The sequence below is a fragment of the Kineococcus gypseus genome, from assembly GCF_050871305.1.
GTDB classification, from domain to species: domain Bacteria; phylum Actinomycetota; class Actinomycetes; order Actinomycetales; family Kineococcaceae; genus Kineococcus; species Kineococcus gypseus.
The window spans coordinates 1-14,574 of the sequence record NZ_JBJLRD010000075.1 but is presented as its reverse complement, the minus strand read 5'-3'; the positions used below and the strand labels follow the sequence as shown (position 1 = coordinate 14,574).

The following is a 14,574-nucleotide window of genomic DNA, read 5'->3' as shown; positions in this document are numbered from 1 at the left end:
CTTGTTATTCGTTATCAGACTGCAGACGGGAAATCGCCTTGACGCGCCCCCGCCCCCCCCCCGCCGCGCCGGCGGCCCCCCCCCCCGGCCGCGGCGCCCCCCCCCCCCCCGCGCGGTGGCCGTCAGAGGGCGCTGACGGCGCTGGGCTGCGCCCGGCGCACGACGAGCCCGGTGGAGCGGGCCGCCTCCGGCGCGTCGAGGTCGACGGCGAAGTCGCCGTCCACCACGTCCACCTCGACGGTGTCGCCGTCGCGCACCTCGCCGGACAGGATCGCCCGGGCGAGGCGGTCGCCGATCTCGCGCTGCACCAGGCGGCGCAGCGGGCGGGCGCCGTACGCCGGGTCGTACCCGGTGATCGCCAGCCAGTCCTTCGCCGCGTCGCTCACGTCGAGCGTGAGCCGGCGGTCGGCCAGGCGGGAGGCCAGGCGCTGCACCTGGATCTCCACGATGCGCGAGAGCTCCTGGGTGGACAGCGGGTCGAAGACCACCACGTCGTCGAGCCGGTTGAGGAACTCCGGCTTGAAGCTGGCGCGCACGGCCGACATCACCGCGTCGTGCTTGGTGGCCCGCGACAGCTCCGGGTCCACCAGGAACTGCGAGCCGAGGTTCGAGGTCAGCACGAGGATGACGTTGCGGAAGTCCACCGTGCGGCCCTGCCCGTCGGTCAGGCGACCGTCGTCGAGGACCTGCAGGAGGATGTCGAACACCTCCGGGTGGGCCTTCTCCACCTCGTCGAGCAGCACCACCGAGTACGGCCGGCGGCGCACGGCCTCGGTGAGCTGGCCGCCCTCCTCGTAGCCGACGTAGCCGGGGGGCGCACCGACCAGGCGGGCCACCGCGTGCTTCTCGGAGTACTCGCTCATGTCGATGCGGACCATCGCCCGCTCGTCGTCGAAGAGGAAGTCCGCCAGCGCCTTGGCCAGCTCCGTCTTGCCCACGCCGGTGGGCCCGAGGAAGAGGAACGAGCCGGTGGGGCGGTCGGGGTCGTTGACCCCGGCCCGGCTGCGGCGCACCGCGTCCGAGACCGCCTGCACGGCGGGCAGCTGGCCGATGAGCCGGGCGCCGAGGAACTCCTCCATGCGCAGCAGCTTCTCGGTCTCGCCCTCGAGGATGCGCCCGGCGGGGATGCCGGTCCAGCCGGCGATGACCTCGGCGATGTCGTCGGGGCCGACCTCGTCGGCGACCATCGGCTTGTGCTCGACGGCCTGGCTCTCGGCGGCCTGGGCCTGCTCCAGCTCGCGCTCGAGGGCGGGGATGCGCCCGTAGAGGATCTCGCTAGCACCGCCGAGGTCGCCCTCGCGCTGCAGCCGCTCGGCCTGCGAGCGCAGCTCGTCGACCTGGTGCTTGAGGTCGCCCACGCGGTTCAGGCCGGCCTTCTCCTGCTCCCAGCGGGCGGTCAGCGCGGTGAGCTGCTCCTGGCGGTCGGCCAGCTGCGCGCGCAGCGCCTCCAGGCGATCGCGGGAGGCGGCGTCGTCCTCCTTGGACAGCGCCAGCTCCTCCATGCGCATCCGGTCGACGGCGCGGCGCAGCTCGTCGATCTCGACGGGCGAGGAGTCGATCTCCATGCGCAGCCGGGACGCGGCCTCGTCGACGAGGTCGATGGCCTTGTCGGGCAGCTGGCGGCCGGAGATGTAGCGGTCGGAGAGGGTGGCGGCGGCCACGAGCGCGGCGTCGGAGATGGCGACCTTGTGGTGCGCCTCGTAGCGCTCGCGCAGGCCGCGCAGGATGCCGATGGTGTCGGGCACGCTCGGCTCGCCGACGAAGACCTGCTGGAAGCGGCGCTCCAGCGCGGGGTCCTTCTCGATGCGCTCGCGGTACTCGTCGAGGGTGGTGGCCCCCACCAGGCGCAGCTGGCCGCGCGCGAGCATGGGCTTGAGCATGTTGCCCGCGTCCATGGAGCCCTCGGCGGCACCGGCGCCGACGACGGTGTGCAGCTCGTCGATGAAGGTGACGACCTGCCCCTCGGAGCGCTGGATCTCCTCCAGCACGGCCTTCAGGCGCTCCTCGAACTCACCGCGGTACTTCGCGCCGGCGACCATCGAGGCGAGGTCGAGCGCGATCAGGCGCTTGCCGCGCAGCGACTCCGGCACGTCGCCGGCGACGATGCGCTGCGCCAGGCCCTCGACGACGGCGGTCTTGCCGACGCCGGGCTCGCCGATGAGCACGGGGTTGTTCTTGGTGCGGCGCGAGAGCACCTGCACCACGCGGCGGATCTCGGCGTCGCGGCCGATGACCGGGTCGAGCCTGCCGTCGCGGGCCTGGGCGGTCAGGTCCACGCCGTACTTCTCGAGGGCCTGGTAGGTGCCCTCGGGGTCGGGCGAGGTGACCTTCGCGCCGCCGCGCACGCCCGGCAGGGCGTCGAGCAGCGCGTCGCGGGTGGCGCCGATGGCGCGCAGCGCCTCGCCGGCGGCCGAGCGGCCGGCGGCGGCGCCGAGCAGCAGGTGCTCGGTGGAGACGTACGCGTCGTCCAGGCCGCGCGCCTCGTCGCCGGCGGCCTGCATGAGCTGCACGGCGGGGCGGGAGAGCTGCGGCTGCGCCACGGAGGAGCCCGAGGCGCTGGGCAGCGAGGCGAGCGCGCCGTCGACGCGGCGCGTCAGCAGGGCGCGGTCGGTGCCGACCGCGTCGAGCAGGGCGCCGGCGACGCCGTTCTCCTGCGCGACGAGCGCGGCGAGGACGTGCAGGGGCTCGACCTGCGCGTGACCCGCGGAGGTGGCGCGGCCGACGGCGTCGGCCAGGGCCTCCTGGGCGCGGGTGGTGAGCTTGAGGTCCACGGGCTACCTCCTGGCGAGGGGCGGAACGACTTCGCTGGGCACAACGGTGCCAGACTTGAGCTTGTTCCACTCAACCTGGGACCGGATCAGTGAGGCTCGTGCATTGCCTGTGTTGCAGCTCTTTGCGTATGATCGGCAAAGCTTCGCAAAGCCAGCGAGGGGGCTCTTCGTGCCGCTCGACCCGATCTCCAACCCGTACACACCCGGAGCGGGGCAGAGGCCTGCGGTGCTCAGCGGCCGTGAGCAGGAGCTGCAGGGCTTCACCGCGCGCCTGCAACGGCTGGAGAGGCGCCGTGGTGCGCAGTGCACCCTGGTCATCGGTCTGCGTGGTGTCGGCAAGACGGTCCTCCTCAACCGCTTCGGCAGCGAGGCGTTGAAGCGTGACTGGGTGGTCGTCGAGCACGAGCTGACCCCTTCCGGGGACCTGCTGGCGACCTTGGCGCGCCTGACGCGCGAGTCCCTGCTGGAGCTGTCACCGCCGAGCCGTTGGCAACGGGCCTCACGGCGCGTCGCCGCGTTCTTGAGGGGCATGGAGATCAGCTACGACCTCGCCGGGCTGAGCATCAGCACGACTCCCCCCGACGGCGACGGCGACACGCCCGTCAGCGGTGATCCGACTCGTGACGTGACCGAGCTGCTGGTCGGCTTGGGGGCAGCCGCCGCCGAGGAGGGACGAGGAGTGGCGCTGATGTTCGACGAGCTCCAGTTCGCCCCCGTGCAGCCGTTGGGAGCCCTGGTCGCAGCCCTGCACAGAGTGGCTCAGCGCGAGCTGCCCCTCACGGTGGTGGCGGCGGGGTTGCCGCAGACGCGCGGCGTCCTGGCTGAAGCGGCCACCTGCTCCGAGCGGATGTTCGAGACTCGCACGGTCGGCGCCCTGTCACCTGACGACGCCCGCCGCGCACTGGCCGAGCCGGCCGCAGAGGAAGGGGTGACCGTCTCGGAAGAAGCTCTGCAGATCGCCGTGGACTTCACCGACGGCTACCCCTTCTTCCTCCAGGTGTTCGGTGATCACCTCTGGCGCACGGCCTCCAGCACGGTCGTCACCGGGAGGGACGCGGAACGCGCCGCTCCCCTGGTCCGCGACTGGCTCGACCGCGGTTTCTTCACCTCCCGGACCGAGCGGCTGACCGCGGCGCAGCGCCGTTACCTGCGAGCCATGGCCGAACTGGGTGGTGCCGAGCACTCGAGCGGCGACATCGCAGCGGTGCTGGGGCTCACCTCGTCCGCGCCGGTCGGCCAGACGCGCGAAGGCCTGATCCGCCGCGGACTCATCTACAGCCCCCGGCTCGGCTACGCCGCCTTCAGCGTGCCGCAGTTCGACGACTACCTGCGCCGTCACTTCGAGCTCGAGCCGCACACGCCGCGGCGACGCGGGACCGGCGACACCGAGGAGTGACGGCCGCCACCGCGAGCCCCGACCCCCGCGGCGGCGGAGCACGGTCCGGAGGGGCGCAGCCGCCCACCTGCACCGCCTGCGACGGGGGACGTGGCAGTCATGAGGTGTTGACACGCCGTGGACGGCAGGACGAGCGTTGCCGCCCTCAGCCGGACCTCCCGTGGGGGACGCCATGCGCCGTCGCACCGTCACCGCCCTGTCCGCCCTGGCGCTGCTCGTCCCGCTGCTGGCCGGCGCGGCACCGGCGCACGCGAGCCCGGGGCCGCTCCCGGGCGGCGACCGCCTCGCGGTGCACACCGGGGTCCTCGACGCCGCCGGGCTCGCCGCGCTGAGCGAGCTCGGCGTGGACCGGCGCGAGCTGGTGCTGTCCCGGGCGGTCGGCGCCGGAGCGGGTTCCGTGCGGGTGGAGGCGGTGCTCAGCGGCGAGCAGGCCCGCGCGCTGGCGGCGCGGGGGGTGGACGTGGCCCCGAAGACCGCCGCGACCCGCAGCACCCTGGCCGCACCGGCGGCGACGGTCTTCCGCCCCTACTCCGGTCCCGGTGGCCTGGCCGAGGAGCTGCGCCGGCAGGTCGAGCAGCACCCCGGCATCGCCGAGCTCGTGCCGTTCGGGCGCAGCGTGCAGGGGCAGGAGATCCTCGCGGTGAGGGTCACGGCCGACGCCGCGCGCCGGCGCGACGGCAGCAGGCCGGCGACGGTGTACGTGGGCGCCCAGCACGCCCGCGAGTGGATCACCCCCGAGATGGTGCGCCGCCTGCTCGACCGGGTGCTCGACGGCTACGGCAGCGACCCGGTGACCACCGACCTGGTGGACCGCAACGAGCTGTGGTTCGTGCCGGTCGCCAACCCGGACGGCTACGACTTCACCTTCCAGGAGGGTCAGCGGTTGTGGCGCAAGAACCTGCGCGACAACGACGGCGACGGTGAGATCGCGCCCGGGGACGGGGTCGACCTGAACCGCAACTTCCCCACCCGCTGGGGCTACGACGACGAGGGCTCGTCACCGGACCCGGGCAGCGAGACCTACCGCGGCCCCTCGCCGGCCTCGGAGCCGGAGACGCAGGCCCTGGACGCCCTGGTGGGACGCATCACCCCGGAGTTCTTCGTAAACTACCACTCCGCCGCCGAGCTGCTGCTGCACGGCATCGGCTGGCAGGTGGCCACCCCCAGCCCGGACGACGTCCTGTACGAGGCGATGGTCGGCGACGACGCCGAGCCGGCCGTCCCGGGGTACGACCCGGACCTGTCCGCGGAGCTGTACACCACCAACGGCGACACCGACGCGCACCTGCAGGAGGCGTACGGGACGCTCGGGTTCACTCCGGAGATGTCCACGTGCGCGGCGGCCGCGGCCTCCGTGGCGGGCGACGCGTGGGAGCCGGAGGCGTGCGGCAGCGGCTTCGAGTTCCCCGACGACGAGCGGCTCGTGCAGGCGGAGTTCGAGAAGAACGTCCCCTTCGCCCTGGCGGTGGCGCGCTCGGCCGCCGACCCCGACGACCCCGTCTCGGTGGTGGGGCGCACGGCCGAGGACTTCCGCGTCGACACCTTCTCCGTCTCGCACGGCGACCCGCAGACGGTCGCGGTGGTCGCCAAGCGGGCCCTGCGCGACGTGCTGCTGCGCTACCGGATCGGCGACGGCCCGGTGCGCCGGGCCCGAGTGGCGGAGTGGCAGGGGGGTGAGCGCTACGGCGACGAGAACGACGACTACTACGCCGAGCTGCGCGGGCAGGTCCGCGGCGCCCGGCCCGGCGACGAGGTGGAGGTCTGGTTCGAGGGTCGCCGCCACGACCGCGACGGCGGCGGCCGGCCCGGTTGGCGCGGTGGGCGCGGCGAGCGCGTTCAGAGCGAGCACTTCACGTACACCGTCGCCGCCGACACCGGCCGGCGGGTGCTGGTGCTGGCCGACGAGGACCAGAGCGGGGCGAACCCCGGTCCGCCCGGGCAGCTCAGCGCCCCGCAGCACCTGCGCACGCACCTGGACGCGCTGGCCGCCCGCGGCATCGAGGCCGACACCTGGGACGTCGACGTGCAGGGCGTGCCGCACGACCTGGGCGTGCTGGGGCACTACGACGCCGTGCTGTGGTACCTGGGCGACAACCGGCTGACGCAGGACGCGGAGGACGAGCTGACCGAGGCGTTCTTCCTCGAGGAGCCGGGCCGGGACCTGGCCGTCTCCGAGCAGGCCCAGCAGCTGACGATCGCCGTGCGCGACTACCTCAACGAGGGCGGCAAGCTCGTGCACGCGGGAGAGACCTCGGCTTACCACGGCGCCCTGGGCAGCGGCCTCGGCGGCATCTGGTACGGCCTGGACGGCGCTCCGGAGGAGGACTGCGTGATCACCTCTGACATCAGCGACTGCCTGCTGCTCGCCGACGACTTCGCGCAGTACTACCTGGGCGCCTACACCCGCACCACCGTGACCGGCGCCTCGGGGGTGCGGCTGACCGCGGGAGCCGGCGAGGGGCTGTCGGCGGCGTTCGGCGGTCCCGCCACCGCGCGCAACCCGGTGGACGAGGCGGGGGTGTTCACGGTGACCAGCGACGTGCTGCCGGTGGAGGACTTCCCGCAGTTCGCCAGCGAGGCGGCCGGCGAGCACGTGGACCCGACCGGGCCGTTCCTGCCGGTCGAGGGCGACTGGGCCGCCGGGTCGACGCACCGGGACAACGGCTACGCGCGCCTGACGCGGACGTTCGACCTCGGCGACCTGGACGCGGCGGACGCCCCCGCGCTCCAGGCGCGGTTCTCCTGGGACCTCGAGGCCGGCTACGACCACGCGATCGTCGAGGCCCGCACCGCCGGCGCCGACGACTGGACGACGCTGCCCGAGCGCGGCGGGGCCACCGGCACCGCCGTGCCCACCGAGTGCGAGGTGGGCTACCTGCTGCAGGCGCACCCGTGGCTGACCCGCTACCTGACCGCCGGCGACCCCTGCCTGCCGCAGGGCACCACCGGCGCGTGGCACTCCCTCACCGGGAGCTCGGGCGGCTGGCGCGAGGTCGCCTTCGACCTGTCGGCCTTCGCCGGCGGCAGCGTGGAGGTGAGCATCAGCCACGTCACCGACGTCGCCGTCGGCGGCACGGGCGTCGTCGTCGACGACACCCGCCTGAGCACCGCGGACGGCCCGCGCGAGGTCCAGGGCTTCGAGGACGGGCTCGGCGCCTGGAGCGCGGCGCCGGCGCCGGAGGGCAGCCCGGCCGGCGCGGGAGGGTTCGAGCGCACCGGCGGCCTGGGCGGTCGCACGGCGGCCGTGGCGACGGCGGACACGGTGCTGCTGGGCTTCGGCCTGGAGCAGCTGGCCGACGCCGCCCGGCGCGCGGACGTGGCCGGGGCCGCGCTCGAGGGCCTGCTCACCGCGCCCACGAGGGTGCGGTGAGGCCCTCGGCCGCGGGCCCGCGGACCCCTGCGGCTCAGAACCCGCAGGCGGCCGGGTCGGTGTAGCGGGCGGCGTCGGCCGCCACCGCCTCGGAGACGGTCGCGGCGCCGCCCAGGACGATGACCTCGCACGGGCGCAGGCGCTCCAGCTCGGCGCGCGTGACCTCGGGCAGGAGGTCGCGCTCGGTGAGCAGCACCGGCCCGAAGCCGGTGACGGAGGGGCCGGCGGCCAGCGCGTCGGGGAAGGACGTGCCCGAGGCGAGGGTGACGACGGCGGCGGTGTCCGGCTCCCAGAAGCTGCGTGAGACCTCCACGGCGGTGGCGTAGCGGTCCGCGCCGGCCAGGCGCAGGACGCCCGCGGGGTCGGCGGCGGCGCGCCGGAGCTCTCGCAGCGGCGCGGCGGCCTTCGCGTTGCTGCCCTCGGTGGTGCTCCCGGTGGTGCTCCCGGTGGTGGGCGTGCTCCGGGCGGGGGCGCTGTCGGCGGTGGCGCTGCCGGCGCCCGCCAGCGCGGCGCCGGTCAGGGCGGTGGCGGTGAGGACGGCGGCGATCTTGGCGCGCACGGGGGTGCTCCGTTCCGGTGGGGACCACGGACGACCACCGTCCGTGACGACGACTGTGCCGCCGGGCGCGGCCCCGCACGAGCCGTCGCCGGCCCCCGCCTGGCCCGACCGGGCGAGGACGTCACACGTCCCGCACCCGTACTCGCGTTGCGTCGATCAGACGCTACGCCCGGTGACACCAGGTCGTGGGCGCTGCCCGGGCGCGGGGCTGCCGGGGGCTGGTGCTGGCCCCCCGCGCGGGAGGACCCTGCTCCCGTGCGGCACTCCGGCCGTGGGCGCCGGTCGCCGCGCTGGGGGTTGCCGTGAGCGGTCCGGAGAGCTTCGACCACGTCGTCGTCGGCGCCGGCAGCGCCGGCGCGACCCTGGCCGCCCGCCTCAGCGAGGACCGCGCGACCCGGGTCCTGCTGCTGGAGGCGGGCCCGCCCGCCGCCGGGGCGGCCACCCGGGTGCCGGCGGCCTGGGCGAACCTGCTGAGCAGCGAGTGGGACTGGCGCCAGCGCACCGTGCCGCAGCCGGGCCTGGGCGGGCGCGTCGACCCGTGGCCGCGCATGCGGGCCACCGGCGGCTGCTCGTCGATGAACGGGATGGTCTACGTGCGCGGCAACCGCGCCGACTACGACGGCTGGCAGCGCGACCACGGCGCCGTCGGCTGGTCCTACCGCGACCTGCTGCCCCTGTTCGTGCGCTCGGAGGCCAACAGCCGCCTGGGTGCGCCGTTCCACGGCCGCAGCGGCCCGCTGCACGTGGAGGACCGGCGCTACACGCACGAGGTGGTCGACGCCTGGATCGCCGCCGCGCGGGCGGCGGGCATGCCGGCCAACGACGACTTCAACGGCGCCGACCAGCTCGGCGTCGGCCGCTACCAGGTCACCTGCCGGCACGGGCGCCGCTGGTCGACCGCCGACGCCTACCTGACCCCGGCGCGGCGGCGCCCCAACCTCGTGGTGCGCACCGGCGCCCTGGTCACCCGCGTGCTGCTGGAGCGCGGGCGCGCCACGGGGGTGGCCTACCTCAGCGGCGGCGCGCAGCACGCGGTGCGCGCCGAGCGCGAGGTGGTGCTGTGCGGCGGGGCGGTGAACTCCCCGCAGCTGCTGATGCTCTCCGGCATCGGCCCCGCCGACCACCTGCGCGAGGTCGGCATCACCCCCGTGGTGGACCTGCCCGGGGTGGGGGCGAACCTGCACAACCACCCCTCCACGCCGGTGGTCTGGCGCACCCGCGGCACCCCCGACCTGCTCGTGGACCACGCCGGCACCCGCGAGCTGCTGCGCTGGCGCCTGACCGGGGGCGGGCCGCTGACCTCGAACGGCCCCGAGGGCGGGGGGTTCCTCGAGACCCGCAGCGGCCTGGAGGGCCCGGACGTGCAGTTCCACGTCGTGCCGACCGGCGCGTACGGCCACGCGCTGCGCGCCCCGGAGGTGCGGATGCTCACCGTCGCGGTCACGCTCGTCGACGTCGCCAGCCGCGGCACCCTGCGCCTGGCGGGGGCCGACCCGCGCTGGCGGCCCCTGCTGGACCCGGCGTACTTCCGCGAGCGCTCCGACCTGGCGGCGGTCGAGGCCGGGGTGCGCCGGGCGATCGAGGTGGCGCACGAGCGGCCGCTGGCGCGGTTCGTCGCGGGCCCCCACCTGCACGGCTCCGACACCCTCGACGACGCCGCCCTGCACGAGCACGTCGCCCGCTGGTCGCACACGCTGTTCCACCCCGTGGGCACGTGCGCGATGGGGGTCTCCGAGGCGGCCGTGGTGGACCCGCAGCTGCGGGTGCGGGGCGTGCAGGGCCTGCGGGTGGCCGACGCCTCGGTGGTGCCCAGGATCGTGCGCGGCAACACCAACGCCCCCGTGATCGTCATCGGCGAGCGGGCCGCCGACCTGCTGCGCGGCGAGGGCTCCCCGCCCACCGCGCCACCCGCCCTCGAACCCGCCACCGGACCCGCCACCGGACCCACCACCCGGCCCGTCGGTGCGGCTCCGCGGACGGGGGGCGGGGCGCGGTGAGCGCGGGACCGATCACCGCGGGCACGAGCGCGGGCGCTGGCACCTTCGACGTGCGCGACCCGCGCACCGGCGAGCTCGTGGGCACCTTCCCCCAGCACGGGGAGCGGGAGGTGGCCGCCGCCGTGCAGCGGGCGCGGGCGGCGGCGGCGTGGTGGGGGCAGCTGGGCTTCACCGGGCGCCGTCGGCGCCTGGACGCCTTCCGCGCCGTGCTGGTCGCCCAGCTGCCGCGGCTGGTCAGCGCGGTGCGCGAGGAGACGGGCAAACCCGTCGCGGAGGCCGAGCTGGAGGTGGTGCTGTGCCTGGACCACCTCGCGTGGGCCGCGCGCAACGCCGAGCGGGTGCTGGGCCGGCGGCGGGTGCGCCCCACGGTGCTCAGCCCGAACCTCAGCGCCAGCGTCGAGCGCAAGCCCCTGGGCGTCGTGGGCGTCATCGGGCCGTGGAACTTCCCGGTGTTCACGCCGCTGGGCTCGATCGTGCCCGCGCTGGCCGCCGGCAACGCCGTCGTGCACAAGCCCAGCGAGCTGGCCCCGGGGGTGGGGGCGCTGCTGGTGCGCGCGTTCGCCGAGGTCGTGCCCGAGCAGCCGGTCCTGCAGCTGGTCACCGGTGACGGCCGCACCGGGGAGGCGCTGTGCCGCAGCGGCGTGGACAAGATCGCCTTCACCGGCTCCACGGCGGCGGCCAAGCGGGTGGCGGCCGCGTGCGCGGAGCGCCTGACTCCCCTGGTCGCCGAGTGCGGCGGCAAGGACGCGTTCGTCGTCGACGAGGACGCCGACGTGCGGGCCGCCGCGCGCGCGGCGCTGTGGAGCGCGATGGTCAACGCGGGGCAGACGTGCACCGCCACCGAGCGGGCGTACGTGCACCGCGCCGTGCACGAGCCGTTCCTGGCCGCGCTGCTGGAGGAGGCGCGCGGGGTGCGGGCGGGCACGGACGACGACGCCGCGCTGGGCCCGCTGCGCACCGCGGCGCAGGTGGCGCGCCTGGAGTCCCACGTCGCCGACGCGGTGGCGCGCGGGGGCCGGGTGCTGCTGGGCGGCGCGCCCGCCGACGGCCTGGTCGTGCAGCCGACGGTGCTCGACGGCGTCCCGGACGACGCCCTGGTCGAGCAGGAGGAGACGTTCGGGCCGGTGCTCAGCGTGCACGTCGTGGCCGACGCGGAGGAGGCGGTGCGGCGGGCGAACGGCACCCGGTACGGCCTGGGGGCCACGGTCTTCGGCGGGCGCCGCGCCGGGTGGATCGCCCGCGCGCTGCGCACGGGGGCGGTGTCGGTGAACTGCGCCTTCGGCTTCGCGCAGGTCCCCGCGCTGCCCTTCGGCGGCGTGGGCGACTCCGGCTTCGGGCGCGTGCACGGCCCCGACGGGCTGCGCGAGTTCAGCGCGCCGCAGTCCGTCGCCCGCCAGCGCTTCCGGCTGCCGCTGGAGGTGCGCAGCTTCACGCTCGGCGCGCGCGAACGGTCGAGCATCGTGGCGCTGGCCTCGCTCGTGCACGGCCGGCGCTGAGCGCGGCCGGCCCCGGCGCGTGGTCTCGGCGGGCGGCGCCGGTGCGCGGCGCGGGTGCGGGTGCGGGTGCGCCCTCAGCGCGCCAGGCGCCGCCCGAGCCCGCGCAGGGCGCGGTAGCCGACCACCCCGCCGACGACCCACGGCGCCCCGGCGACCACCGGGTCCAGCCACTGGTGCTTCACGTCCGAGCGCCCCTGGCCCACCCGCGAGCGCAGCCCGTGGTGGCTGACCTCGGCGCGCACGCCCGTCTCGGTGACCGGGTCGTCGGGGTGGCGGGTGGCGAAGGACTTGACGGTCTCCTCCACCGCGCTGACGCGGTCCGCGGCGATGAGCAGCAGCCAGTGCGCGTTGCGGCCCTCGCTGTAGCGGTAGGCGTAGCGGCGCACCGCGCCGGAGAGCCCCTTCGGCGGCGTGGAGGTGCCGAAGACAGGGGTGAGGAACGCGTGCTCGACCGAGTGCTCGCGCGGGAACCGCTCGACCTGGCGCTCGGGGAACTCCCAGTGCGCGCCGTTCAGGTCCGGGTCGAAGCGCTCGCGCGGGAACGACGGGCGGTTCGCCGGGTCCAGGTCCACGCCCCAGCCGGGGATGCGCGCGCGCAGCTGCTCGGCCGTCTCGGGCAGCGGCGGCTTGGCGGCGGTGTAGGTGTACGCGGGGTGTTGCGGGTCCAGGTCCGCCAGGGGTGCGACGGGGTCGCCGGCGCCGGGGGTGCCGGCGCTCTGCGGGTGGGTGCTCTGCGGGTCGGTCACGCCGGGTCCTCCTGCTCAGTTCGCGCCCGGCACGACGAGCGGCTTGATGCAGCCGTCGAGCTTGGACGAGAAGACGTGGTACCCCTCCGCGATGTGCTCCAGGGGGAAGCGGTGGGTGACGACCTCGCGGGGCGTGAGGTGGCCGTTGCGGACGTGCTCGAACATGCGCGGCCACTGCCGCTTCACCGGTGTCTGGTTCATGCGCAGGGTCAGGCCCTTGTTCATGGCGTCGCCGAACTTCACGGCGCTGGGCACGGGGCCGTAGGCGCCCACGACGGAGACCGTGCCGCCCTTGCGCACCGCGTCGATCGCCCAATTCAGCGCGACCGGCGAGCCGCCCTGCAGCTTGATCTTCGACCCGGCGAGGTGCTGCAGGAAGTTGCCGTCGGCCTCGGCGCCCACGGCGTCGATGACGGAGTCGGCGCCCAGGTGCCCGGTCATCCGCTTCAGCAGCACCACGACGTCGTCGTGCTCGGTGAAGTTCACCGTCTCCGCGTGGGCCATGGTCCGCGCCTTCTCGAGGCGGTTCTCGAGGTGGTCCACGACGATGACGCGACCGGCGCCCATGAGCCACGCCGACTGCGCCGCGATCAGCCCGACCGGGCCCGCGCCGAGGACCACGACGACGTCGCCCTCGACGACGTCGGCCAGCTGCGCGCCGAAGTAGCCGGTGGCCGCGGCGTCGGTGAGCACGACCGCGTCCTCGTCGTGCATCCAGTCCGGGACCAGCGCGGGGCCGACGTCGGCGAACGGCACGCGCACGTACTCGGCCTGGCCGCCGTCGTAGCCGCCGGCGGTGTGCGAGTAGCCGTAGATCCCGCCCACCGCGGTGGCGTTGGGGTTGACGTTGTGGCAGTTCGAGAGCAGCCCGCGCGCGCAGTAGAAGCACGAGCCGCAGGCGATGTTGAAGGGCACCATCACCCGGTCGCCGACCTTCAGGTTCTGCACGGAGGAGCCGACCTGGTCGACCACGCCGATGAACTCGTGCCCGAAGGTCATGCCGGGCCGGGTGTCGGGGATCGCCCCGTGGTACAGGTGCAGGTCCGAGCCGCAGATCGCGGCCAGCGTGACGCGCACGATCGCGTCGTTGGGGTGCTCGATGCGCGGCACGTCCTTCTCCTCCGCACGCACCCGGTAGGGCCCCCGGTAGACCATGGCGCGCACGAGCGGCTCCTCAGACGTGGGTCGACGGTCCTTCCCGGACCCACTGTGCTCCTCCCCACCACCGCCCGCACCCGCAGGCGCGCGCCCCCGCGCAGCACGACGAGGAGGTCGCTCACCACGGCCGCGTCGCACGGGGTGCTCCTCCCGGTGGGGACGGCGACGTGGTGCCGCTCCGGTCCCCCGCCGTCGAGGGCGCACCCGCGGGCGGGCAGGCTGGGGCGGTGGCAGCGCGCGAACTCGTCGTCCTGGGCACCGCCAGCCAGGCGCCCACCCGCACCCGCAACCACAACGGCTACCTGCTGCGGTGGGACTCCACCTCGGTGCTCTTCGAGGCCGGTGAGGGCACCCAGCGGCAGATGGTCCTCGCCGGCGTCGCCTCCCCCCGCGTGGAGCGGGTGTGCGTGACGCACCGGCACAACGACCACTGCATGGGCCTGCCGGGGGTGCTCAACCGCATGGCGCTGGACAGCCCCGGGCGGGCGGTGGAGGTGCACGGGCCCGAGGAGGCGGTGCCGCACCTGCGGGCGCTGGCCGCGGTGGCCGACGCGGACGTCGACGTGCGGGTGCGGGGGGTGCCGGTGCTCGGGGAGGAGGTGCCGGTGGCACAGGTGGCCGGGTGCGCGCTGGTGGCGCGGGCCCTGGAGCACCGGGTGCCCGCCGTCGGCTACCGCCTCGTCGAGCCCGACGGGGTGCGCTTCCTGCCCGGGGCGCTGGCGGCCGCCGGGATCGCCGGGCCGGAGGTGCGCGCGCTGCAGCGCGGGGGGGAGCTGCGCGGGACCCGGCTGGCCGACGTCACCGGCCCGCGCCGCGGGCAGGTCTTCGCCCTGGTGATGGACACCCGGGCGTGCCCGGCGGTGCAGGAGCTGCTGCGCGGGGCGGACCTGGCGGTGGTGGAGTCCACCTACCTGCACCGCGACGCGCACCTGGCCGAGCGGCACGCGCACCTGACCGCGCGCCAGGCCGGGGAGGCGGCCGCGCGCGCGGGCGTGCGCCGGCTGGTGCTCACGCACTTCTCGGCGCGCTACGCGGACCTGGACGAGGTCGGTGCCGAGGCCCGCGACGCGGTCGCGGGCCT

9 protein-coding genes are annotated in these 14,574 nt (G+C 75.5%); 5 read left to right on the top strand and 4 right to left on the bottom strand.

Annotated features, from left to right (window positions below):
• Positions 1–122 precede the first annotated feature (122 nt).
• A complete protein-coding gene (gene clpB, locus ACRYMN_RS19560; protein WP_432498801.1) occupies positions 123–2,771 on the bottom strand; it encodes an ATP-dependent chaperone ClpB in 2,649 nt (882 codons plus the stop codon).
• 169 nt (positions 2,772–2,940) lie between these two features.
• Here clpB and ACRYMN_RS19555 point away from each other — a divergent pair, with 169 nt between their 5' ends.
• Positions 2,941–4,167: a DUF8462 domain-containing protein gene (locus ACRYMN_RS19555; protein ID WP_432498798.1), complete on the top strand. Its 1,227-nt coding sequence runs from the start codon at positions 2,941–2,943 to the stop codon at positions 4,165–4,167.
• Positions 4,168–4,339: 172 nt separating this feature from the next.
• Positions 4,340–7,537, top strand: a complete 3,198-nt coding sequence (locus tag ACRYMN_RS19550; protein WP_432498795.1) for a M14 family metallopeptidase — start codon at positions 4,340–4,342, stop codon at positions 7,535–7,537.
• A gap of 34 nt (positions 7,538–7,571) precedes the next feature.
• Here ACRYMN_RS19550 and ACRYMN_RS19545 read toward each other — a convergent pair whose 3' ends face one another.
• Positions 7,572–8,096 carry a cell wall-binding repeat-containing protein gene (locus ACRYMN_RS19545; protein WP_432498793.1) on the bottom strand — a complete coding sequence of 175 codons (525 nt, stop codon included), beginning with the start codon at positions 8,094–8,096 and terminating at the stop codon, positions 7,572–7,574.
• Positions 8,097–8,398: 302 nt separating this feature from the next.
• On the opposite strand from ACRYMN_RS19545, the gene ACRYMN_RS19540 reads away from it, so the two are divergent.
• Together ACRYMN_RS19540 and ACRYMN_RS19535 are read left to right on the top strand one after the other, a co-directional pair.
• Positions 8,399–10,093, top strand: a complete 1,695-nt coding sequence (locus ACRYMN_RS19540) for a GMC family oxidoreductase (protein ID WP_432498790.1) — start codon at positions 8,399–8,401, stop codon at positions 10,091–10,093.
• Complete coding sequence (locus ACRYMN_RS19535; RefSeq protein ID WP_432498788.1) at positions 10,090–11,589, top strand: aldehyde dehydrogenase family protein; 1,500 nt, start codon at positions 10,090–10,092, stop codon at positions 11,587–11,589. The genes ACRYMN_RS19540 and ACRYMN_RS19535 overlap by 4 nt, the downstream gene beginning before the upstream one ends.
• A gap of 74 nt (positions 11,590–11,663) precedes the next feature.
• Here ACRYMN_RS19535 and ACRYMN_RS19530 read toward each other — a convergent pair whose 3' ends face one another.
• Together ACRYMN_RS19530 and ACRYMN_RS19525 are read right to left on the bottom strand one after the other, a co-directional pair.
• Positions 11,664–12,257 carry a hypothetical protein gene (locus tag ACRYMN_RS19530; RefSeq protein WP_432498804.1) on the bottom strand — a complete coding sequence of 198 codons (594 nt, stop codon included), beginning with the start codon at positions 12,255–12,257 and terminating at the stop codon, positions 11,664–11,666.
• 93 nt (positions 12,258–12,350) lie between these two features.
• Positions 12,351–13,499 (bottom strand): zinc-dependent alcohol dehydrogenase, encoded by a 1,149-nt coding sequence (locus ACRYMN_RS19525; RefSeq protein WP_432498785.1) that lies wholly within the window; start codon positions 13,497–13,499, stop codon positions 12,351–12,353.
• A gap of 221 nt (positions 13,500–13,720) precedes the next feature.
• On the opposite strand from ACRYMN_RS19525, the gene ACRYMN_RS19520 reads away from it, so the two are divergent.
• A partial coding sequence (locus ACRYMN_RS19520) for an MBL fold metallo-hydrolase (protein ID WP_432498782.1) occupies positions 13,721–14,574 on the top strand: 854 nt, incomplete at its 3' end.

Excerpts from the sequence above, each read along its gene's own strand:
- ACRYMN_RS19550 (WP_432498795.1), top strand. The coding sequence starts at position 4,340 with ATGCGCCGTCGCACCGTCACCGCCCTGTCCGCCCTGGCGCTGCTCGTC.